We start from the raw sequence: 21,317 nt of genomic DNA, 5'->3' as shown, positions 1-21,317 counted from the left end.
TCCGATGACACCACGACCCATGCCCTGCGACCGCCACCCGCCCCGCCCCGCCCTGCTGCTCGGCCTGTCGCTCTGGCTGCTGCTGCCCGCCTGCGCGTCCGCGCTCACGCTGGGTTGCCTGATCACGCCGGCCCGGGTGGCCGAGATCGGCACCCCGGTGGCGGGCGTGGTCGAGCGCATGCTGGTCGACCGCGGCGACAGCGTGCGCCAGGGCCAGCCGCTGGCGGTGCTGCACGCGGCCGGCGAGCGGGCCTCGGTCCGCACCGCCGAAGCCCGGGCCCGGGCACAGGCCGCCGTCAGCGCCGCCCAGGCCACGCTGTCGCTGGCGCGGCAGAAGACCCAGCGCGCCGAATCGCTGCACGCCGAGCAGTTCATCTCCGACATCGCCCTCGACCAGGCCCGCACCGAGCTGACCGTGGCGGCGCAAAGCCTGAAGCAGGCCGAGGACCAGCGCGCCATCTACCAGGCCGAATCAGCGCAGGCGCTGGCCCAACTGCACCAGCGGGCGCTGCGCAGCCCCTTCGATGGGGTCGTGGTCGACCGCATGGCGCAGCCCGGCGAGCGGGTCGAGCTGCTGCCGCTGCTGCGCGTGGCCGATGTGGCGCGGCTGCGGGTCGAGGTGGTCGTGCCGGCCAGCCAGTTCGGGCAGGTGCGCGCCGGCGCCCGGCACCCGGTGAAGGCCGACGTGCCGGGCGTGGCCGCGCGCGAGGCCACGGTCACGCAGGTCGACCAGGTGATCGACGCGGCCAGCAACACCTTCCGGGTCCGGCTGGCGATGGACAACGCCGACCGCGCCGTGCCGGCCGGCGCGCGCTGCCAGGTGGACCTGGGTCTGGCCACGGTCGCCGGATCGGCGGGATCCGCCGGGACGAAGACACCATGACGCGCCCGCCCCGCCGCCGCTGGCAGTACGAGGAACTGGAGCCGCGCATCCTGTACGCCGCCGACACCGCCGCGCTGGCCAGCCTGGGCGACATCGGCAGCACCTTCGTCGTCAGCACCACCGCCGACAGCGGCACCGGCTCGCTGCGCGACGCCATCACCCAGGCCAACCTGCACCCCGGCGCCGACACGATCCGCTTCGACCTCCCGGCGCCGCTGGTCGACGGCGCCCACACCATCACCCCGCGCTCGGCGCTGCCCATCCTCACCGACACCGTCTGGCTCGACGCCAGCCGCGAGCCGGACGCGCTGGCGCTGAGCCGGCCGGTGGTGGAGCTGGTCGGCACGGACGCGGGCGGCAGCGCCTCGGCGCTGGTGCTGGCCGACGGCAGCGACGGCAGCCTCGTGCGCGGGCTGGTCATCAGCCAGTTCGGCGGGGCCGCCATCCAGGTCCGCGCCGGTGCCGATGGCGTGACGCTGGCGGGCCTGCGCATCGGCACCGACGTCACCGGCCAGTCCGCACCGGGCAATGGCAGCAACGCCATCGAGATCAGCGCCGCCCAGGCCCTGGTCGGCGGACCGACGGCGGCCGACCGCAACCTGCTGTCCGGGAACAACGCCGGCGTCCAGGTGACGGGCCCGGCCGCGGTCGGCGCCCGCATCGAGGGCAACTACATCGGCACCGACGCACTCGGCCAGTCCGCGCTCGGCAACCGCACGGTCGGGGTCTACCTCGACGCCCCGTCGGCGACCGTGGTCCACAACCTGGTCAGCGGCAACGGCTACGAGGGCGTCTACCTGCTGGCGGGCGCCAGCGGCAGCACCGTGCAGGGCAACCTGATCGGCACCGACGTGAGCGGCACCCGCGCCGTCGGCAACGGTGCGTTCGGCATCTACGTGGAAAACACGCGCGACGTGCTGATCGGCGGCACCACCGCCGGCACCGGCAACCTGATCGCCTGGCAGAAGGCCGGCGCGGGCATCTCCATCGTCGGTACCGCAGGGGGCGTGTCGGTGCTCGGCAACGCGGTCCACGACAACGCCGGGCTGGGCATCGACCTCGGCGCCGAGGGCGTCAGCGGCAACCGCGAGGCCGACACCGATGGGGGTCCCAACAACCTGCTGAACTACCCCGTGCTGGGCAGCGCCACGAGCGCGGCCGGTGTGACGCGGCTGGTCGGCGACGTGACCGGAGCCGCCGGCACGACGCTGCGCATCGAGTTCTTCGCCAGCGACCAGGCCGATCCGCTCGGCTTCGGCGAAGGCGCGGTCTTCCTCGGCAGCACCCGCGTGACGGTCGGCGCGAACGGCCTCGCGCCCATCGACGCCACGCTGGCCGGTGTGCTGCTGCAGACCGGTCAGGTGGTGTCGGCGACCGCCACCGTGCAGTCCGCCACCACGGCGGCCCGGCCCTGGGGCGACAGCTCCGAGTTCGGCAACGCGGTGCCGGTGCAGGTGGTGCCCAGCGCCCCGGTGGTCGATGCCGCGCAGACCCTGCACGTCCTGGAAAACAGCCCGGCCGGCACCGTGGTCGGCACGCTGCGCGCCACCGACGCCGACCCCGGTACCACCCTGTCCGGCTGGACACTCGCCGGCAGCCCCGCGCTGGCGGTCGATGCGGCCACCGGCACCATCCGGGTGGTCGACCCCGCCACGCTCGACCACGAACAGCGGGCCTCGGTCGTCCTCACGGCCACCGTGCGCGATGGCGTCCTGAGCAGCGCCCCGCAGACCCTCACGGTCTTCATCGACAACGTCAACGAGCCGCCGGCGCTGACGCTCGCGCCCTGGAAGATCCAGAGCGACCAGCCGCTGACACTCGGCCCCGCCGTGCTGAACGCGCAGGACCCGGACGGCAGCACCACGTCCCTGCGGGTGGAGGTCGGCACGGTCACCGGCGGGCGCTTCGAGGCCGTGAACGCACCGGGCACCGCGCTCGCACAGTTCAGCCTGGACGCGCTGCAGTCCGGCCAGATCCGCTTCGTCGCGACCGCGGCGGACCAGGCGCCCACCGTCCAGTTGCGTGTCAGCGACGGCAGCACCTTCAGCGCCTGGACCACGGTCGGCGTGGAGTGGAGCCCCGCACCGGCGCCAGGTCCTGCGCCAGCGCCAGCGCCGGCGACGGTGCAGATGCCACCGCTGGAACCGACCCCGCTGCTCACGGTCAGCAGGCCGACCGTGCGGGATGCCGAGGAGATGCAACGCCAGTCCATGGACCTGCCCGCGCTGTCCGGCGACCGGCTGCCGCTGTCGCGCGAGGTGCGCGCCGTCACGGCGGAGCAGTGGCTGGCGCAGGTCCAGGCCGACAGTTCAGCCGACATCGCCGCGCTCAGCGCGCACAGCCGCACGGCGTACGCCGGTTCCAGCGCCGCAGCGCATGCCACCGACCCGGTTCCCCCTCCCGACTTGCTGGCACTGGTGCTGCCCGACACGGCGCTCGCGGCGCTGCAGGCCGGGTATGCACTGCCGAACGTGCTGTCGCACGGTGTCGAGCTGCCGGCACTGGCCGGCGACGGCCTGGGCCAGTTGCGCACGGACCTGCAGGACGCCGCCGGGCAGCTGCAGTCGGCCATCGACCCGATCGAGGCCTCGGGGCTGGCGCTGACCGCGGGGCTGGTGTGGTGGACGGTGCGGCTGGGCGGCGTGGCCGGCTCGCTGCTGGTGTCGGTGCCGACCTGGCAGTTCTTCGATCCGCTGCCGGTGCTGACCCGGGCGCCGCTGCCGGTGCGCATCCGGCCGGGCGACGCTGGCGCAGCGGGGCAGGACCCGCAGAACGAGGAAGCCTCGGCCGCCGAGGTGCTCGGCCGGGACAGCCCCCACGCGCCCAGCGAGGACGGCGACCAGGACGACGGCATCGACACCACCACAGGCAAGCCCGGAACCCCGGGCCAGGGAGCCGCACGGTGAGCCGGGCCACGCTGCCCGCCTGGTGGCCGCGGCCGGGGGTCGAGGTGCGCCTGACGCTGGGGCTGGTGGCGATCTTCCTGGCGGTGATCTTCCTGCTCGATGTGCTGTTCGGCCTGATCCCGGACCGGGCGCGCACCGAACTCGTCGCCCGCCAGACCACCAGCACGGCGCTGGCGCTGCTGGTCACGCAAGGCATCGAGCAGGGCGGGCGCCTGCCGCAGGCGGCCATCCGGCAGCTGGCCGAACAGGACCGCGAGGTGCTGTCGGTGGCGCTGCAGCAGCAGGGCCGCCCGCGCACGACACTGATCGGCAACCATGCGGCGCACTGGACCCTGCCACCCGGCGAGCGCTCGACGCTCACGCAGGTGCGCGTGGCCATCCGCGACGCGCAGTCGCAGCCCTGGGGCACGCTGGAAATCGCCTTCCGGCCGATCTACCCGACCTCGCTGGCCGAGGTGCTGGCCGCACCCGTCGTGCGGGCGCTGCTGGGCATCGTGGTGCTGAGTTCGGTGGCGATCTGGCTCTACCTGCGCCGGGTGCTGCAGCACCTCGACCCGGGCCAGGTGATCCCGGAGCGGGTGCGCGACGCCTTCGACGTGCTCGACGAAGGCATCGTGATCCTCGACCCGCAGGCCCGCGTCATGATGGCCAACGAGGCCTTCCGCCGCCTGGCGCCCCTGCAGCAGCCGCGGCGCGCGGTGACCATCGGCCAGCCGGTCACCCAGCTCGACTGGCTGTGCCGCGCGCTGGATGGCGAGGAGCCGGAGCCCGCCGAGGCCCCATGGACCAGCGCGGTGCGCACGGCGGCCCCTTCCGAGGAACGCGAGGTGCGCATCGGCCCGGCGGACGACCCGGCGCAGGTGCGCGAGGTGCTGGTGAAGTGCACGCCGGTGCTCGACCCCGGCGGTCAGGTGCGCGGCAGCATGCTGCGGCTGCGCGACGTCAGTGCGCTGCACCAGCTCAACCGGGCGCTGCAGACCTCGCAGCAGGCCCTGCGCGAGCGCAACGAGGAACTCGGCCGGCTCGCCACCCGCGACCCGATGACGGGTTGCCTGAACCGGCGCGCCTTCTTCGAGCAGGCCAGCCGGCTGTTCGAGCTGGCCGACCAGCGCGGCGAGGGCCTCGTCTGCGTGATGGCCGACATCGACCACTTCAAGCAGTTCAACGACCGCCACGGCCACGCCACCGGCGACCAGGTCATCAAGGCGGTGGCGGCCATCCTCGCGGGTGGTGTGCGCAGCACGGATCTGGTGTGCCGCTACGGCGGCGAGGAGTTCTGCCTGCTGCTGCCGCAGCGCGAGGCGGCCGACGTGCTGATGCTGGCCGAGCGGCTGCGGCGCGAGATCGAGGACACCGCGGGCAGCCAGGTCGAGTCCGTGGCCGGCCTGCGGGTCACGTCCAGCTTCGGCATGGCGCTGTTCGAGCCGGGGCTGGCCGGACTGGCCGCGCTGGTGGATCGGGCCGACCAGGCGCTCTACGACGCCAAGCGCACTGGTCGCAACCGCGTCAGCCGCTGGCCCGTGTCAGAACCGGAAACTGCCTGAGGCCGCGGGCAGCACCGGGGCGGGCAATGGCACCGCCGGACGCCGGGGCGACGCATCCGCCTCGCGCGAAGCCGGCCTGTCCACCTCGACCGGCACCAGCGGCCGGGCCGCAGCGGCCCGCCAGGTCGGCGGCAGCTGCGAGGTGCGCGGGTAGCCGGCGGCGTCGAGCGTGCCGTGCCAGTCCCCGGCCTCGAAGCCCTGCAGGCGCTGGGCGCCCAGGCGCAGGATGGGCAGCTCGATCCGGCCCTCGCGGCGCTGCAGTTCGGCCACGTCCTCGGCGCGCTCGATGGTGAACTCGCGCACGGGAATGCCACGTTGCCGCAGCAGCGCACGCGCGCTGTCGCAGGGCGCGCAGTCCGGCGCGGCGTAGAGCGTGGCCGGGTAACGCGCGGCCGCCTGCCGCAGCGTGTAAGGCAATTCCGCGGCGGGCGTCGACGGGCTGGCCGCACCCAGCGGGCGGGCCACGGCGCCTGCGGGCGGGCGGTCGGTGTAGGTGATCCGGCCATCCGGGCCGACCACCTTGTATTGCGCCGAGGCCGAAGCGGCCAGCCAGAGCAGCAGCCAGCCGCCGCACCGTGTCGCCAGGGTTGTCATCGCTGCACTCCTCGTGTCCTGGATCCGGCCCATGGTAGCGCCAGCGGCGTCACGGTGTCAGCGAGAGGCGGCCCTGCTCCCACTGCAGCCGGAAGCCCTGCAGGAAGCTGTTGCCGTAGAGCACATAGGGCATGTCGCTGTCGATGACCACCGCCTCGACATCGCGCGCCTGCAGCGGGCCGAGGCGGACCTGCGCCAGCCGCACGCGCCGCCCGGCACTGCGCCCGGACGCCGTCTGTACCTGCGCGGAGGTGCCGGCCTGCCAGTCCACACCCAGCCGGCGTGCCAGTTGCGTGGACAGCACGACCAGCGAGGCACCGGTATCGACCACGCCCTGCACCGCCTGGCCATTGATCTCTCCGCCGGCATGGAACAGGCGATCGCTGCCGGCCTCCAGCACCAGCCGCTGCGCCGCGCCGGCCGCTGTCCCGCCGACCGTCACCGGCGCGGCACCCACCACCAGCTCCCGCTGCACGCCACCGCTGGTCGCCACCACCACCGACTGGCCCGCCGCACCACGCTGCACGCGCAGGCCATCGGCCGTCTCGCCGACCGTCATGACCCGGGTGCGGCCGTCGATGACCAGCACCACCTTGTCACCCATCGTGCCAGCCAGAACGACCGTCGGTGCACCGGCAGCACGGCCCGGCCCCGGCACGGCCAGAGCGCCCAGCGCCAGCGCCGCAGCCCCACCCCGGGCACAGACCCGCTGAAATCGACCGATCGGCCAGGAACCAGACATCCAACACTCCGTTACAAGCTGGTTCGCAGACTACGGCCGGGCAGGACCGGGCAGGACCGGAATAAGCGCGCCATTCGGGCGGCACATCGGCCCCGAGGTCGAGGTCCTCGGACCGCTGCAGATGGACGTGACACTGAACGCTCACGGCATCAATGTCTGGCTATCCCAAGGTACTGCGCGCAAAAATGAAACGAAGGGTTAAATCACAGCCATGTTTCCGGCATGTTTCCAACGGTTGTGCATTGCGCCCTTGAAGCTCGGGAAAGTACCAATCAGGATGGCGGTCATGCATACCCTCAACACCTCCTCCCTGCGCCGATGTCTCAGCGTGCTCGTGCTGGCTGGCGCTCCCCTGGGCACGGCCTGGGCCGGCTACGACGACGGAGTGGTGGCCTACCAGCGTGGCCGACATGACGTGGCGCTCAAGGAATTTGCCGATGCGGCGGCCCGCGGCGACGCCCGCGCCCAGCGCAGCCTCGGGCTGATGCATGAGCGTGGAGAGGGCGTTCCCCGAGACCCGGCACAGGCCGCCGAGTGCTACCGCAAGGCCATCGCACAAGGGCTCGCAAGCGCGCAGTACAACCTCGCTTTCGTGACCCAGGCGCCCCAGTCTGGTGCACCCGTTGCCGTCCATCTGGCCACCTCGCGCCCCTGAGCGGGTTCAGAGCTTGACCGGCCCTCCCGTGGCCAAGCCCACCGACGCCGCCTCGCGCGCCTGCTGCTGGCGGGTGCGATCGACATAGTTGTCGGCCCGGGCCAGCTGGTCCCGGATCATCGCGTTGTTCTGGCCCATCACCTCGATCGCCTTGGTGCGGAAGTTGTCCATCGTGTCCATGGCCTGGAAGGTCTGGTCGAACATCTCCTTCATCTTCTCGATGCCGAGCATCGGGTTCTGCGCGAACTGGGTAGTCTGGTCGACGTGCTGGTTGAGCTGGCGGCCGGTCTCGCTGATGAGGTTGCCGATCGTGGCGTTCACCCCCTGCAGCATCTCCATCACCCGGATCTGGTTGCCCGTCGCGCGCGCCACCGTCTGCGCCACCGCCAGCGCGCTCATGCCCGTGGTCGCCACGCGGGTGCAGCCATTGATCATCTCGCGGCCGGTCTTCTTCAGCACATCCAGCGCGAGGTAGCCGTTGACGCACACCGCCTGCTGGGTCTGGATGTCCTGCAGGTTCTGGCGGGCGTAGAACAGCACCTCCTGCCGCAGCGCCTGCGCCCGCTGCGGGTCGGTCGGCTCCAGCGCACGCACACGCTCGTCGAGCTGGGTGTCCAGTTGCGTGGCGAAGCGTGAGGCCGCGGCCAGCTTGGTCATCGCCTCCCACAGCTTGCCGCGGGTGGACTCGATGGCGATCACGTCCTTCTGCATGTCGTCGCGGGCGGCGTAGAGCTGGCCCATCGAGGTCTTGAGCTGCTCGGCGGCGCTCTGGTACTTGCGGAAATACGCCTCCAGCTTGTTGCCGAACGGGATCAGGCCCAGCAGCTTGCGCGGCTGCATCAGGTCGCCGTCGTTGCCGGGGTTGAGGTCGTCGAGCTGGGCGCGGATGTCCTGCAGCGCCTTGTAGGCGGGGCTGCTTTCCACGCCGACGAAGTTGGACTGCATGAAGCGGCCCTGCATCAGGCTCGACGCGTTGGAGATCTCTTCCTTGCCCAAGGCAAACGCGCTGTCGAGCCGCGCCTTGAAGGTGTCGGAGTGGATGTCCTCGGTCGCCAGCGCGTCGATGAAGCGCAGCACCTGGTCGTCGACCTGCTTGCGCAGTTCCGGCTGCAGCGGCACCGCCTCGCGGGCGGCTTCGACCGGCACCGGGGCCAGCACTTCGGGTGGCGTCAGCGTGAAAGCCGGGGTAGCGGGTTGGTTCATGTCGAAGCGTCCTTCCGTGGGATCGGGGAAATCGAGGGATTCGGGGGGAGGTTGAGCGCGGGAGCGTCCAGCCCCTGCGGCGCGAACTTCTGGTTCAGGAAACGGGAGTGTTCGAGGAAGGCCTGCGCGTCCTGTCCAGCCAGATCGCTGCGCAGCTGGCGAACCTTCCCTTCCAGCTCAGCCAGCGTGGCCTGGAAGGTGTCCACCGCCGTCTTGCCGTTGTCCAGCCGCTGCGTGGCGGCAAACTCGGCCGGGATCGACAGGTAGGTGTTGAGCATCTCGGGCAGGTAGCGGATCGCGATGTGGCGCGCGTGGAAGCTGTCCTGCAGCGACAGCGTGCCCTTCGAGCCTTCCCACTGCGTCAGCAGCGCGTCCAGCGACTGGCACAGCGCCAGCACCCGCGTCCGCAGCGCCGTCGGGATGCGCTGACCCGGGTTCTGATCGACCAGCCGCCGCACGCCGGTCAGCGCACGCTCCATCGCCTCGCGCGTATCCCCTTCGTCGCTGAATTCGAGCGCCTCCCACGCCGGTTCCCGGTTCGACGGAAACCCGAACCACAGCCCGCCGACCACAAACCCCGCGCCATAGCCGACCACCGCCATCCCGAGCCCCAGCGTGCCAAGCAACCCGGCGCCCTTCAACCCGAGCACGACACTCGCCAGCCCCAGCCCGCACCAGTTCGCTGGCGAGGCCAGCCACCGCATCAGCACCTTCATTGATAAGCCCGGATGTCCTTGAACACGCTGTACAGCGGCGTCTTGCGGGCGTCGAACACGCGCCCGCCGGTGAGCTGCGCGAGTTCCTTCAGCGCCGCCTCGTTGGCCTCGCCGAACAGCACCCAGAACACCGGGATGCCGCGCACGTCCTCGGGCAGCGCCGCGTAGTCGCGCTTGAAGTCCTCCAGCGAGCGGCCCTTGTTGTTCTCGCCGTCGGTGAGGGCGACGACCGAATACTGGAACTTCGGGTTCTTCTGGCGCTCGGCGAGCATGTGGGTGAGTGCGTCAAACACGGCGTCGTACACCGCCGTACCGCCCTGCATCTGCAACTGGTCCGCCGCGCCGCGCACGTCGGCCAGCACCTGCCGCTTGGCGTCACTGTCCGCCTGTTCCGCCACGCCCTTGGCCGTCGCCGCGCCGGCCGGCACCTCGAACGCCTTCAGCCCGTAAGGTGTCTCCGAAAACGGCTGCAGCCAGATCCGCTCCCGGTTGGTCAGCTTGGCGATGCGGCCGGTCAGCGAGGTGTCGGCGCCGGCGATGTAGTCGATGGCCTGGATGAGCTGGCGGCGGCGCTCGCCCTGCATGCTGCCGCTGGTGTCGAGCACGAAGGTGCTCGCGATCGGCGTGCGGAACTCGTTCAGGTAGGCGGCGATCAGGCCGTCCGCCAATGCCCGGTCTGGCGAGAACGGCAGTTCCACCTGCAGGCCCTGCTTCGGCAACAGGTCGTCGACCCGCGCCGCCACGTCCTGCTTGATCGGCCGGCGCAGCGTCTGACGCGCGAGCCACGTCTGCGCCTCGTCGCCCTTCAGGTACTCGACCACCTTCAGGTAGTCGGCGCGCTTGCCCTCGTCGAGCAGCATGAACGGGTAGTCCGCCGTGCTCACACCCTCAAAGGGGTAGATCAGCCGCAGCTTCTCGCGCAACTTGCCGCTGGCGTTCAGGCTCAGCAGCCAGCTCTCGTAGTTGATGAAGGCGTTGACGCGCGTGCCCTGCTGCAGGATGAACTGCTCGGACAGGTAGGTCGAGTTGTCGCCCGGCAGCTTGTAGCCCTTGAGGAAATCGGCGATAGCGCCGCGGTCCACGTCCGCCGCCGACAGCGCTTCCGCCTTGCCACTGGCGGCGGCCACCACGCCCATCAGCGCCATGAAGCCCTGGTTCGACGTGGCCGGGTTGGACAGCGCGTAGTTCAGCTTGCCGGCCTTGGCGGCGGCGGCGATGTCCTTCCAGGTCAGCTTCAGGTCGGGCTTGTCCCAGCCGTGGCGCTGCGCGTCCGACTCGCTCACGCCGATCGCGATCGGCGACAGCATGATCTTCTCCTGCAGCTTCACCCGCGCCTGCCCCTGCGGGTTCGACAGCAGGTAGCGCGCGTTCGCGAACCACGCCGCGTCCGCCTTCGCCTCGCCGTTCAGCACCGCCTCCGTGCTCTCCATCGTGCCGCCGAAGCGGAACTTCAGCTTCACGCCGGTGGCCTTGTCCACCATCTGCTCCAGCGGCTGGATGTCGCGCAGGTCGCTGGTGGCGAGCACGGTGAACTCGGGCGCGGCGGCGACCTGGGGTATCGGGGCGGAGGCTGCGATCGGCGCGGGCTCGTCCGCCTTCTTGCCGCAAGCGGCCACCAGCAGCACCAGCGCCGTGGCCGCCAGGCGGCGAAACGTCATCATCGTGCGGTTCATTGCGTCATCTCCCTGGCAACGGTGTCGATCATCTCGGTCATGACCTCGGGGGACGGCGGATCGACGAGCTGCGTCACCCGCGGCTCCACCGCCAGCCCGGTCGGCTTCACGGCGGCCACGAAGCGCTCCGTGTCGGCGATGCGGAAGCCGTATTCGACCGCGATGCCCTGCAGCTCGGTGTCACTGGCCAGCAGCTCGCCCAGCGCCTTCGCCCGCTCGTTCAGCGAGACGAAGACTTCCTTGTTGACGATGGTCGGCTGCGGGTACATCAGGACCATGTCGGCACCGATGCCCTTCTTCTGCAGCGCGTGGCGCACGATCTGGAATTCGTAGAGGAAGGCCATCGGGGTCTTGCCGATGCCGATGGACACGTAGTCGTCGAAGTTGCCGTCGACGTAGTTCTCCTGGTAGCCCTGGCGCTTGAAGAGTTCGGTGAGCTGCAGCGCGAGCTTCTGGCCGGTCGCGCGGTCGGTGACCACGTCGCCGTTCAGCGCCGCGCTGGTCAGCGCCAGGTACAGCGCGCCGGAGTTGCTGCGCCGCAGGTCGGTGGTCGAGACCAGCACGCTGCGCGAGACGTCGTAGCCGCTGCTGTCCTGCAGGTCCTTCCAGCGCTTGCGGGCGAGCATCAGCTTGGTCAGCCGCTCGGTGTCGACGCCGTAGACCTTGGGTGACACGGCCTTGGCGAGCCCGTTGGCGACGAGGATCTTGGCGATCGGCTCCCACGAGGCGATGACCAGCGGGGAGTTGAACGGCGCGACCTGGACGGCGGGCAGGTTCGCCTTGCGCGCCGCCTCGACGATCTGGTTGGCGGAGACGACGCCCGAGGTGAAGAAGAAATCCGGTGCCGATCCGGCCACCACCCGGGACGCCATCTCGCGGCTGCCCACCCGCACCACCTCGACCGGCAGCCGCCGCGCCGCCAGCACCTTCTGCACCCGCGGATCCTTGAAATAGCCCTCGACATCGAGCGAGATCACGCCGCGCAGCACGGTGGCCGCGGCGACTTCCTGCTGCTCGATCTGCGCGGCCTGCTCCTGCTGCTGGCCGCGCAGGGCGAAGTAGAGCGCGCCGCCGAACGCGGCCGTGACCAGCGCGGTGATCGCGGCGCGCCTGCCGGGTGAAAGGGCCATCAAGGTGCTCCTGGGTGTATCGATTGCCAAGGATGGCAGTCTGCTGCGCCAAGATAGCGCTGATCGGCGGAATTCTCTACCGAGGGCAGCCCATAGGGTCTGCGCGTCGTCATCCACAACGCTGTGGGAGGCGTGCGTGGGTCCTCGCATTCGCGAGGATGACGTCCGGCAGTTCAGCCCGGCAGTTGCGGCAGCGGCACGACCGCGATCCCTGCCGCCACCAGTCCGGCGCGGATCGCCCGCGCGGTCGCCACCGCCCCGGCGCCATCGCCATGCACGCAGACGCTGTCGATCGTGGTCGGCAGATGCCGGCCGGTGACGCTGACCAGCGCCCGTGCCTCCAGCATCCGCTGCACGTGCGGCCAGCAGGCCTCGGCGCCATGCAGCACCGCGCCGGGCTGCGAACGCGGCACGAGCTGGCCGTCGTCCTGGTACGCCCGGTCCGCGAACACCTCCAGCGCCACCCGCAGACCAGCGCGCTCGCCAGCCCGGGCCAATGCCGAGTGGGCCGGGGCCAGCAGGATCAGGTCCCGGTCCAAGGCCCGCACCGCCCGCGCCACGGTTTCCGCCAGCGCCGCATCCGCGCAAGCCATGTTGCTCAGCGCGCCATGGGGCTTCACGTGCGTCACCCGGCCCCCTTCCGCCGCCGCCACGCCCTGCAACGCGCCGATCTGGTAGACCAGCCCTGCCTCCAGTTCCGGCGGCGACAGGTCCATGCGGCGCCGGCCAAAGCCCTGCAGATCGGGAAACGACGGGTGCGCGCCGAGGCTGACCCCGCGCGCCAGCGCCGCACGCACGGTCTGGCGCATCACCAGCGGGTCACCGGCATGGAAGCCACAGGCGATGTTCGCGCTGGCCACCACGTCGAGCATGGCCGGGTCGTCGCCCATCGACCAGGCGCCGAAGCTTTCGCCGAGATCGGCGTTGAGGTTGATCTTGTCCAGGGGGTGCACAGCGCTCTCCAGCGTCCAGCGGGTTCAGGATCAGGGTTCGGCACGCAGCATGCCGCTGACCAGGTTGTCATGGTAAAGAGCGCCCTCGTCCAGCCAGCCTGCCGGTCGATGCGGCACGAGCGACGCCACCCAGGCCTGCCAGTCGGCCTGGGTGGCCCGCAGCGCCTGGCGCGCGGTCGGCGCGTCCACGGCCTCGAAGCGCAGCGTGCGGCCGGCCGGCATCAGCGCCAGCCGTGGCAGGTCCGCCCGGATGACCGTGGCGATCTTCGGATAGCCGCCCACCGTCTGGCCATCGGCCAGCAGCACGACCGGCAGGCCGTTCGCCGGCACCTGGACCGCACCGGGCACCACGGCGTCCGAGACGATGTCGGCCGCCGCCGCGTGGGCATGCGCCAGCGGCGGGCCGGCCAGCCGCATCCCCATGCGGTCCTGCTCGGCGGTGACCTGCCAGTCGGTGTCGAGCAGCCGGGCGCGGGCCGGTGCCGTGAAGTGGTCGTCCTGCGGCCCCCAGAGGACGCGGATCGGCCCGGTGGGCAGGGCCAGAGGCGCCGGCGCCCGGTGCTCCCCCGTGCCGACATCCCCGCGCCGGAGACAGGACAGACGGTCGCCCGGCGCCAGCATGCGGCCGTCCAGTCCGCCGAAGCGCGTGCGGACATGGGTGGACCGGCTGCCCAGCACCGGCGGTACCTGCACGCCACCGCCCAGCGCCAGACAGGCCCAGCCCTCGGCTGCGGCACCAAGGTGCAGGCGATCGCCCTCGGCCAGCGTCGCGCTGCACCAGGCGCCCAGCGACCGGACCGGCCCGCCCCCCCGCGACACCTCGACCCGCACCGCGCCGGCGACCGCCATCCGGACCGGCCCGCGGACGACCAGCAGCACCAGCCCCGGTCCGCGCCACTCCAGACCCGCGGCGTCCACCGGATTGCCGACCAGCGCGTTGGCCGCGTCGGCCCAGGGCGGCACCAGCCAGCCAGCCTGCGCAACGCCCTCGTGGCGGTGTCCGAAGCGCCCGGGGTCCTGCACCGTGCAACCCGGTCCGCCGGACACGATCTCGATCAGACCACCGGACACGGCACCCCCTCGGCAGGCACGAGAAACGCCTCGCGCGAGCCGGAGCCCCGCGCCCAGTCCGCCGCCAGCCGGTCGTGCGTGGCGCGGTCGACCGCCTGCCAGTGCACCTCGTCGCCCGCGGCCAGCCAGGCCGGCTCGTCCGCCCGCTGCAGGTCGAAGAGCGGCAGCGGCGTGCGCCCGAGCAACCGCCAGCCGCCCGGGCTCTCCCAGGGATACACACAGCACATCGCCCCGGCCACCGCCAGCGACCGCGCGGGCACCGCCTTGCGTGGCGTCGCCAGCCGAGGCAGGGCCAGCGCGGGAGGCAGGCCGGTCATGTAGGGAAATCCGGGCATGAACCCGATCATGCCGACCCGGAACGGTGTACTGGTGAGCCGTTGCACGACCGCCGCCTCCGCCAGCCCGCAGGCGGCGGACAGCGCAGCCAGGTCCGGCGCATATTCGGCGGCGAAGCACACCGGCAGCCTCCAGCGGCGCCCCGCGTGCACGGACGACCCGCCTGCAGCGCTCAGGTCCAGCAGCCGACGACCCAGCGCATCCGCATCGGTGTGCAACGGATCGAACAGCACGGTGAGCGAGCGGAACGTGGGCACCACGTCGCGCACGCTGGCCAGCACGGGCTCCACGTCCCGCCGCGCGCGCACCCGCTCGGCCAGCGCCAGCACACGCGCATGCAGCACCGGATCGATCCCGGCACCGAACTCCACCGTCCAGGCCGCATCGCCCTGGGGCAACAGGCTCGCCTGCGGGCGATGGTTCTCCTGGCCAGTGTTCATAGCGTCGCCTCCATGCGCGATTTTCCATACGCACCCCTGGCGGGCACGTCAGGCGCCACATTCCTGTGACATTTACTCCACGAACATGTAAGCACATCGAACGGCACACCCTGTCTCATGCCATTGCTTGATTTCATATTTATTAAATATATCAAACAGAGCAAGGAACACTCGCCTGAAAGTAAATATATGCTCCTCGCCGATTTAATGCGGTATTTGAAAATATCATGCGCAAATAGCACTTCTGCATTCTTCATTTGTCAAAATCTATCTTCTTCGTTCATTTTTTTTACAAAATGAACAGCAGACACCCTTACCAGAGAAAAGATCTTCAATACACCATACTTTCGAAGGGGATCAGCCATACCCCAAGAACCAGACCTGCAATCAGCGTCGAACGGCCATAGAATCATTTTTACCCGCTGCGACAGCGGGGGAATTCCAAATAAATTGAAGGAGTGGATCATGGCCATTCAACGCAGCGCGCGGCACCTGCCCGCACAGTTCATCCGCACCGCGGTCGCCATTGGTGCAGTCTTCCTGGCCTGTCAGGCCCAGGCGGTCGCACCGCGTCACATGGCACCAGCGGTTCCGCAGCAACCGCTGTTCGACAACGGCGGTCAAAAGCACAACGACAACAAGGGCCCGGCCAAGCACGACCAGCACGCGCAGAACGGGCACGGCGGTCATGGTGACTGGCATGGCGACGGGCGCGGTCCGCGCGGTCGTCCGCCTGTCGTGCGCCCGCCCATCCACCCGCATCCGCCGCGTCCGGTCATCGTGGTGCCTCCGTGCAAGCGCGGCGGCCCGGGCATCACGCCCTGCTGATTCGCAAGGTCGAGGCGCCTTCCGGCGTCTCACCATTAAAAAAGCCCGCCGGGGCATCCCGGCGGGCTTTTTGCATTGCAGCGGGTCAGAACCCTCAGGCGGTCACGCCCTTGGCCACGTCCGCGTACTCTTCGATCTGGTCGAAGTTCAGGTACGTGTAGATCTTGCTGCTGTCCTTGTTGATCACACCCATGTCGGCGGCGTATTCGGCCACCGTCGGGATGCGGCCCAGCTTGGATGCGATCGCTGCCAGTTCGGCCGAGGCCAGGTACACGAAGGTGTTCTTGCCCAGGCGGTTCGGGAAGTTGCGGGTCGAGGTCGAGACCACGGTCGCACCTTCACGCACCTGTGCCTGGTTGCCCATGCACAGCGAGCAGCCCGGCATTTCGGTGCGGGCACCGGCCGCGCCGAACACGCCGTAGTGGCCTTCCTTGGTCAGCTCGCTGGCGTCCATCTTGGTCGGCGGCGCAATCCACAGCTTGACCGGGATGTCGCGCTTGCCTTCGAGCAGCTTGGAGGCCGCACGGAAGTGACCGATGTTGGTCATGCAGGAGCCGATGAACACTTCGTCGATCTTGGCACCAGCGACTTCGCTCAGCAGCTTGGCATCGTCCGGATCGTTCGGGCAGCACAGCACCGGCTCGGTCAGCTCGTTCAGGTCGATCTCGATCACGGCCGCGTATTCGGCGTCCTTGTCGGCTTCGAGCAGGTTCGGGTTGGCGAGCCAGGCTTCGACCTTCTCGATGCGGCGCTGCAGGGTGCGGGCGTCGGCGTAACCGTCGGCGATCATGTTCTTCATCAGCACGATGTTGCTGGTGAGGTATTCCTTGACCGGCGCGGGGTTCAGCTTGACCGTGCAGCCAGCGGCCGAGCGCTCGGCCGAAGCATCGCTCAGCTCGAACGCTTGCTCGACCTTCAGATCAGGCAGACCTTCGATTTCCAGGATGCGGCCCGAGAACACGTTGATCTTGCCGGCCTTGGCAACCGTCAGCAGACCAGCCTTGATGGCGTACAGCGGGATCGCATGGACGAGGTCGCGCAGGGTGATGCCGGGCTGCATCTGGCCCTTGAAGCGCACCAGCACCGATTCCGGCATGTCCAGCGGCATCACGCCGGTGGCGGCACCGAAGGCGACCAGACCGGAGCCGGCCGGGAAGGAGATGCCGATCGGGAACCGGGTGTGCGAGTCGCCACCGGTGCCGACGGTGTCGGGCAGCAGCAGGCGGTTCAGCCACGAGTGGATCACGCCGTCGCCCGGACGCAGGGCCACGCCGCCACGGCTGGAGATGAACTTGGGCAGTTCGCGGTGGGTCTTGACATCGACCGGCTTCGGATAGGCAGCGGTGTGGCAGAACGACTGCATCACCAGATCGGCCGAGAAGCCCAGGCAAGCCAGGTCCTTCAGCTCGTCGCGGGTCATCGGGCCGGTGGTGTCCTGCGAACCCACGGTGGTCATCTTCGGCTCGCAGTAGGTGCCGGGACGCACGCCCTGGCCTTCCGGCAGACCGACGGCACGGCCGACCATCTTCTGCGCCAGCGTGAAGCCGGCGTTGGTGGCGGTCGGGACCGACGGCAGGCGGAACAGCGTGGACGCGGGCAGGCCCAGGAACTCGCGGGCCTTGGCGGTCAGCGAGCGGCCGATGATCAGGTTGATGCGGCCACCGGCGCGCACTTCGTCGAACAGCACGTCGCTCTTGAGCTTGAACTCGACGACGGTCTCGCCGTTGCGCACGATCTTGCCGTCATACGGACGCACATCGACCACGTCGCCCATTTCGAGCTTGGTGACATCGACTTCGATCGGCAGCGAGCCGGAGTCTTCCTGCGTGTTGAAGAAGATCGGGGCGATCTTGCCGCCCAGCGTGACGCCACCGAAGCGCTTGTTCGGCACGAACGGGATGTCCTGGCCAGTGGCCCAGATCACCGAGTTGGTGGCCGACTTGCGGCTCGAACCCGTGCCGACCACGTCGCCGACGTAGGCCACGAGGTTGCCCTTCTTCTTCAGGTCCTCGATGAACTGCATCGGGCCGCGCTTGCCATCTTCCTCGGGCTTGAACGCCGCGCCTTCGCGGGTGTTCTTCAGCATGGCGAGGTAGTGCAGCGGGATGTCCGGGCGGCTCCACGCATCCGGGGCCGGGGACAGGTCGTCGGTGTTGGTCTCGCCGGGCACCTTGAACACGGTCACGGTGATCGACTGCGGCACTTCCGGACGGGTCGTGAACCACTCGGCCTCGGCCCACGACTGCATGACTTCCTGCGCCTTGGCGTTGCCGGCCTTGGCTTTCTCGGCGACGTCGTTGAAGAAGTCGAACATCAGCAGGGTCTTCTTCAGACCTTCGGCTGCGACAGCCGCGACATCGGCGTCGGCATCCAGCAGCTCGATCAGCGGGTGCACGTTGTAGCCGCCCACCATGGTGCCGAGCAGTTCGGTGGCCTTGGCCTTGGAGATCAGGCCGACGGCGATGTCACCATGGGCCACTGCTGCCAGGAACGAGGCCTTGACCTTGGCCGCATCGTCCACGCCCGGGGGCACACGGTGCGTCAGCAGGTCCAGCAGGAACGCGTCCTCGCCTGCGGGCGGGTTCTTGATCAGCTCGATCAGGTCGGCGACCTGCTTGGCGTCCAGCGGCAGCGGCGGGATGCCGAGGGCGGCGCGTTCGGCGGCGTGTTCACGATAGGCTTGCAGCATGAGGGGCTCCGTGCGGGTAACTGGGCTTGAGGGCCTGGGGGTAGTCCAGTATTTTATGTCTTATATAAGACTTGCCAAGGGAAAGTACGCACTGGCCGTGGTGATCTCGCCATGCTGGCACCTCGCGGCCACCGTGCGCCTGTCCCGCATCAGGGCTGCGTCAGATCTGTTGTGTCGGATGGATGCACTCGTCGACCATGCGCTGTCCGATCTTGGCATTCATCAGCATCGACTTGTTGGCAATCTGCAGCCAGACGACACCGGCCTTCTTGTCCTCCAGGCGCACGGCGCCGGTCGTGGTCGGCTCCGGTGCGAGCAAGTACTTCTTGCCCTTGAAGTTGATGCGGAAGTAGCCCGCCTTTTCAGGCGCGCTCTCGACATTGACGGTCTGCTTGAACTCGCACTGCTGCGCGCCGGTGAGGACGCGCTCGGCGTTGGCGAGTTGCTCCTCGCTCAGATCGGCCAGCGGTGCAGGGGGGGCCGGCTGCGCCTTCTTGGCGGCCAGGGCCGGTCCGGCGTTCAGGGCACAGGCCGCACCGATCAGGGTGGCCATCAGGGAACGGACAGCAGTTCTGGAAATTGAGGACATCAAGGACTCCGAAGGAAAAACAGGCGGAAGCGAACCATATAGGCACAGCCCAGGGTCTTTCTCGACCGTGGAGGTACCCGGGCAGTCCTGCCGCGCGAGGTCGTGAGTTTGTCGCACGACCTTGAAGCGCCTGTTGCAGGGCGTAGCCGCCGGTGTCTCAGTGTGCAGGAAAAAAGGCCAGTCGCACCTCGCCCGGGAGCTGCCCCGCACCCGCCACGGACGTGCGATGCGCCCGCTCCAGCACGTGCCAGAAATAGCGGTAGCTGGCCCGGTCGTGCAGCGTGTCCTGCCCGTGGTGGCGGTGGCGGATCGGGCCCCAGTCGGCGGCCTGCGCGGCCAGCAGGATCTCAGCCGCCTGGTCCACTTCGGCGGTCGTCGGCGAGAACGCGTCGACGATCGGGCGGATCTGGTCCGGGTGGATGCTCCACATGCGCGTGTAGCCCAGTTGCCGGCATGCCTTGGTCGCCGCCTCTTGCAACGCTGACAAATGCTTGAACTCGGTCACCACGCAGTGCGACGGCACCTTGCCCCAGCCGTGGCAGGCCGCGGCGATCTCCAGCTTGGCGCGCATCACCAGCGGGTGCTCGAACTGGCCCTTGACCGACATGCCGCTCTGCGGAATCGCGCCGCGGTGGTCGGAGACAAAGTCCATCAGGCCGAACGAGAGCGACTCGATGCGCGGGTGCGCCGCCAGTGCCTGCACGTCGCGCAAGGCGCCGTGCGTCTCGACCAGCGCGTGCACGGGGATCTGGCGCGACACGCCGTGGCGGGCGATCGCCTCGTCGATGACACCGACCGCGCGCGTCAGATCGGCCAGACCCCGCGGCTTGGGCACCATGAGGTAGGCGACGCGCTCACCCGCCTGGCCCACCACGACATCGACCATGCGCTCGAACGCCGGGTGATCGACGGTCTGGACCCGGGCGCCGACGCGGCCGAAGCGGTTCTGCGGCGCATTGACGAGTTCGGCGATCAGGTGGGCGTGTTCGACCTCGCCACCGACGGGGGAGCCATCTTCGCCGTCGAGCGTGATGTCGAAGACCGGGCCGAGTTCGCCCTGCATCTCCAGGCTCTTGCGCATGCGGACCTCGACACCCGCGTAGTGGTCGCACACCGGCAGCTCGGGCACGGGCGCGTCGGCGGCGTCGAACAGGGCGTCGCGGGGATGGACTTTGTCTTTGTTCATGGGGTCTGACCTCGAACGAACCTAGAACGGACCAAGAAAAAAGGCCGGCGCTTGTGGCGACCGGCCTTCCATTGTGGACCCGCTGGATCAGCTGGTCCGCACTGTCATCTCAATGAGAGATCACAGCAGATGCTTGACGCCGTCCTTCTCGCCTTCGAGCTCGGCCAGGGTCTTGTTGATGCATTCCTGCGAGAACGCGTCGATGGCCAGGCCTTCGACGATCTTGTACTCGCCACCTTCGCAGGTGACCGGATAGCCGAACATCGTTTCAGCCGGGATGCCGTATTCGCCGTTCGACGGGATGCCCATCGTGACCCAGGCGCCGTTGGTGCCCAGGGCCCAGTCGCGCATGTGGTCGATGGCGGCATTGGCAGCCGAAGCAGCCGACGACAGGCCACGGGCAGCGATGATCGCGGCGCCACGCTTGCCGACGGTCGGCAGGAACACGTCGCGGTTCCAGGCTTCGTCGTTGATCATGTCCTTGACCGACTCGCCGCCGATGGTGGCGAAGCGGTAGTCGGCGTACATCGTCGGCGAGTGGTTGCCCCACACGGCCAGCTTCTCGATGGCAGCGACCGGCTTGCCCGTCTTGGCAGCGATCTGCGAGGCAGCGCGGTTGTGGTCCAGGCGCAGCATGGCGGTGAAGTTCTTGGCCGGCAGGTCCGGCGCGGCCTTCATCGCGATGTAGGCGTTGGTGTTGGCGGGGTTGCCGACCACCAGCACGCGAACGTCACGCGAAGCGACCGCGTTCAGGGCCTTGCCCTGCGCGGTGAAGATGGCGCCGTTGATCGACAGCAGCTCGGCACGCTCCATGCCCGGACCGCGAGGACGCGAACCGACCAGCAGCGCGTAGTCGGTGTCCTTGAACGCGGTCATCGGGTCGCTGTGGGCTTCGATGCCGACCAGCAGCGGGAACGCGCAGTCTTCCAGCTCCATGATCACGCCCTTGAGCGCTTCCTGGGCCTTCTCCATCGGCACTTCGAGCAGTTGCAGGATGACCGGCTGGTCCTTGCCGAGCATTTCGCCCGAGGCAATGCGGAACAGCAGGGCGTAACCGATCTGACCAGCAGCGCCGGTAACGGCAACACGGACGGGCTTCTTGCTCATGGGCGAGGCTCCTGAAATAAGTGCAGCGAGGTGGGGTCAACGAAAAACCAGAAATCGGCGGCCAGTCTAGGG

Annotated in this window: 18 protein-coding genes; 5 read left to right on the top strand and 13 right to left on the bottom strand. The window is 69.4% G+C overall.

All coding sequences use genetic code 11. The annotated features are described in order from the left end of the window. Positions 1-4 precede the first annotated feature (4 nt). The 3 genes from BDD16_RS15250 to BDD16_RS23330 are packed head-to-tail and all read left to right on the top strand — an operon-like array spanning position 5 to position 5,333. Entirely contained in the window at positions 5-883 is an 879-nt protein-coding gene (locus tag BDD16_RS15250) for an efflux RND transporter periplasmic adaptor subunit (protein WP_180552347.1), read from the top strand. After that, positions 880-3,789, top strand: a complete 2,910-nt coding sequence (locus BDD16_RS15245) for a cadherin domain-containing protein (RefSeq protein WP_179634731.1) — start codon at positions 880-882, stop codon at positions 3,787-3,789. Before BDD16_RS15250 ends, BDD16_RS15245 begins: the two co-directional genes overlap by 4 nt. Then, positions 3,786-5,333: a GGDEF domain-containing protein gene (locus BDD16_RS23330; protein ID WP_179634730.1), complete on the top strand. Its 1,548-nt coding sequence runs from the start codon at positions 3,786-3,788 to the stop codon at positions 5,331-5,333. Before BDD16_RS15245 ends, BDD16_RS23330 begins: the two co-directional genes overlap by 4 nt. Here the strand turns inward: BDD16_RS23330 and BDD16_RS15235 are convergent. Further along, positions 5,313-5,927: a glutaredoxin family protein gene (locus BDD16_RS15235; protein WP_179634729.1), complete on the bottom strand. Its 615-nt coding sequence runs from the start codon at positions 5,925-5,927 to the stop codon at positions 5,313-5,315. The genes BDD16_RS23330 and BDD16_RS15235 overlap by 21 nt on opposite strands. Before the next feature lie 49 nt (positions 5,928-5,976). Continuing rightward, the gene (locus tag BDD16_RS15230) at positions 5,977-6,669 is read right to left on the bottom strand and encodes a retropepsin-like aspartic protease family protein (RefSeq protein ID WP_179634728.1); all 693 of its coding nucleotides are present in this window, start codon (positions 6,667-6,669) and stop codon (positions 5,977-5,979) included. Between the two features lie 286 nt (positions 6,670-6,955). Between BDD16_RS15230 and BDD16_RS15225 the strand changes: the two genes are divergently transcribed. Next, on the top strand, positions 6,956-7,324 hold the full coding sequence (locus tag BDD16_RS15225) for a tetratricopeptide repeat protein (RefSeq protein ID WP_179634727.1): 369 nt from the start codon (positions 6,956-6,958) through the stop codon (positions 7,322-7,324). Between the two features lie 6 nt (positions 7,325-7,330). On the opposite strand, the gene BDD16_RS15220 is transcribed toward BDD16_RS15225, so the two are convergent. From BDD16_RS15220 to BDD16_RS15190, 7 genes are all read right to left on the bottom strand, one after another. Further along, positions 7,331-8,527: a toxic anion resistance protein gene (locus BDD16_RS15220; RefSeq protein WP_246332565.1), complete on the bottom strand. Its 1,197-nt coding sequence runs from the start codon at positions 8,525-8,527 to the stop codon at positions 7,331-7,333. After that, positions 8,524-9,243, bottom strand: coding sequence for a hypothetical protein (locus BDD16_RS15215; protein WP_179634726.1), 720 nt, complete (start codon positions 9,241-9,243; stop codon positions 8,524-8,526). Before BDD16_RS15215 ends, BDD16_RS15220 begins: the two co-directional genes overlap by 4 nt. Beyond that, positions 9,240-10,916, bottom strand: coding sequence for a vWA domain-containing protein (locus BDD16_RS15210; protein ID WP_179634725.1), 1,677 nt, complete (start codon positions 10,914-10,916; stop codon positions 9,240-9,242). Before BDD16_RS15210 ends, BDD16_RS15215 begins: the two co-directional genes overlap by 4 nt. Continuing rightward, positions 10,913-12,046 (bottom strand): substrate-binding domain-containing protein, encoded by a 1,134-nt coding sequence (locus tag BDD16_RS15205; protein WP_179634724.1) that lies wholly within the window; start codon positions 12,044-12,046, stop codon positions 10,913-10,915. Before BDD16_RS15205 ends, BDD16_RS15210 begins: the two co-directional genes overlap by 4 nt. A gap of 173 nt (positions 12,047-12,219) precedes the next feature. Next, positions 12,220-12,990, bottom strand: coding sequence for a LamB/YcsF family protein (locus BDD16_RS15200; RefSeq protein WP_179636176.1), 771 nt, complete (start codon positions 12,988-12,990; stop codon positions 12,220-12,222). Positions 12,991-13,029: 39 nt separating this feature from the next. Next, positions 13,030-14,070, bottom strand: coding sequence for a 5-oxoprolinase subunit C family protein (locus BDD16_RS15195; protein ID WP_179634723.1), 1,041 nt, complete (start codon positions 14,068-14,070; stop codon positions 13,030-13,032). After that, the gene (locus BDD16_RS15190) at positions 14,055-14,846 is read right to left on the bottom strand and encodes a 5-oxoprolinase subunit B family protein (RefSeq protein ID WP_179634722.1); all 792 of its coding nucleotides are present in this window, start codon (positions 14,844-14,846) and stop codon (positions 14,055-14,057) included. Before BDD16_RS15190 ends, BDD16_RS15195 begins: the two co-directional genes overlap by 16 nt. Positions 14,847-15,311: 465 nt before the next feature. Between BDD16_RS15190 and BDD16_RS15185 the strand changes: the two genes are divergently transcribed. Next, the gene (locus BDD16_RS15185) at positions 15,312-15,674 is read left to right on the top strand and encodes a hypothetical protein (RefSeq protein ID WP_179634721.1); all 363 of its coding nucleotides are present in this window, start codon (positions 15,312-15,314) and stop codon (positions 15,672-15,674) included. Positions 15,675-15,768: 94 nt separating this feature from the next. Here the strand turns inward: BDD16_RS15185 and acnB are convergent, their stop codons facing one another. The 4 genes from acnB to BDD16_RS15165 all read right to left on the bottom strand — a co-directional run bounded on the left by acnB (position 15,769) and on the right by BDD16_RS15165 (position 21,245). Beyond that, entirely contained in the window at positions 15,769-18,363 is a 2,595-nt protein-coding gene (acnB, locus tag BDD16_RS15180; protein WP_179634720.1) for a bifunctional aconitate hydratase 2/2-methylisocitrate dehydratase, read from the bottom strand. Positions 18,364-18,523: 160 nt separating this feature from the next. Next, on the bottom strand, positions 18,524-18,916 hold the full coding sequence (locus BDD16_RS15175) for a hypothetical protein (RefSeq protein ID WP_179634719.1): 393 nt from the start codon (positions 18,914-18,916) through the stop codon (positions 18,524-18,526). 193 nt (positions 18,917-19,109) lie between these two features. After that, positions 19,110-20,138 (bottom strand): HpcH/HpaI aldolase/citrate lyase family protein, encoded by a 1,029-nt coding sequence (locus BDD16_RS15170; RefSeq protein ID WP_179634718.1) that lies wholly within the window; start codon positions 20,136-20,138, stop codon positions 19,110-19,112. A gap of 120 nt (positions 20,139-20,258) precedes the next feature. Next, entirely contained in the window at positions 20,259-21,245 is a 987-nt protein-coding gene (locus BDD16_RS15165; RefSeq protein ID WP_179634717.1) for a malate dehydrogenase, read from the bottom strand. Positions 21,246-21,317: the final 72 nt, after the last annotated feature.

The organism is Sphaerotilus montanus, assembly GCF_013410775.1.
Classification (GTDB): Bacteria; Pseudomonadota; Gammaproteobacteria; order Burkholderiales; family Burkholderiaceae_C; genus Sphaerotilus; species Sphaerotilus montanus.
Note: the sequence above shows the minus strand (reverse complement) of the source record. Positions and strands in the feature narration are given on the sequence as shown.

What these genes read in the sequence shown, in the direction of transcription:
- BDD16_RS15250 (WP_180552347.1), top strand. Translation starts at nt 5, where the DNA reads ATGACACCACGACCCATGCCCTGCGACCGCCACCCGCCCCGCCCCGCC.
- BDD16_RS15245 (WP_179634731.1), top strand. Translation starts at nt 880, where the DNA reads ATGACGCGCCCGCCCCGCCGCCGCTGGCAGTACGAGGAACTGGAGCCG.
- BDD16_RS15235 (WP_179634729.1), bottom strand. Translation starts at nt 5,927, where the DNA reads ATGACAACCCTGGCGACACGGTGCGGCGGCTGGCTGCTGCTCTGGCTG.
- BDD16_RS15230 (WP_179634728.1), bottom strand. Translation starts at nt 6,669, where the DNA reads ATGTCTGGTTCCTGGCCGATCGGTCGATTTCAGCGGGTCTGTGCCCGG.
- BDD16_RS15225 (WP_179634727.1), top strand. Translation starts at nt 6,956, where the DNA reads ATGCATACCCTCAACACCTCCTCCCTGCGCCGATGTCTCAGCGTGCTC.
- BDD16_RS15220 (WP_246332565.1), bottom strand. Translation starts at nt 8,527, where the DNA reads ATGAACCAACCCGCTACCCCGGCTTTCACGCTGACGCCACCCGAAGTG.
- BDD16_RS15215 (WP_179634726.1), bottom strand. Translation starts at nt 9,243, where the DNA reads ATGAAGGTGCTGATGCGGTGGCTGGCCTCGCCAGCGAACTGGTGCGGG.
- BDD16_RS15210 (WP_179634725.1), bottom strand. Translation starts at nt 10,916, where the DNA reads ATGAACCGCACGATGATGACGTTTCGCCGCCTGGCGGCCACGGCGCTG.
- BDD16_RS15205 (WP_179634724.1), bottom strand. Translation starts at nt 12,046, where the DNA reads ATGGCCCTTTCACCCGGCAGGCGCGCCGCGATCACCGCGCTGGTCACG.
- BDD16_RS15190 (WP_179634722.1), bottom strand. Translation starts at nt 14,846, where the DNA reads ATGAACACTGGCCAGGAGAACCATCGCCCGCAGGCGAGCCTGTTGCCC.
- BDD16_RS15185 (WP_179634721.1), top strand. Translation starts at nt 15,312, where the DNA reads ATGGCCATTCAACGCAGCGCGCGGCACCTGCCCGCACAGTTCATCCGC.
- acnB (WP_179634720.1), bottom strand. Translation starts at nt 18,363, where the DNA reads ATGCTGCAAGCCTATCGTGAACACGCCGCCGAACGCGCCGCCCTCGGC.
- BDD16_RS15175 (WP_179634719.1), bottom strand. Translation starts at nt 18,916, where the DNA reads ATGGCCACCCTGATCGGTGCGGCCTGTGCCCTGAACGCCGGACCGGCC.
- BDD16_RS15170 (WP_179634718.1), bottom strand. Translation starts at nt 20,138, where the DNA reads ATGAACAAAGACAAAGTCCATCCCCGCGACGCCCTGTTCGACGCCGCC.
- BDD16_RS15165 (WP_179634717.1), bottom strand. Translation starts at nt 21,245, where the DNA reads ATGAGCAAGAAGCCCGTCCGTGTTGCCGTTACCGGCGCTGCTGGTCAG.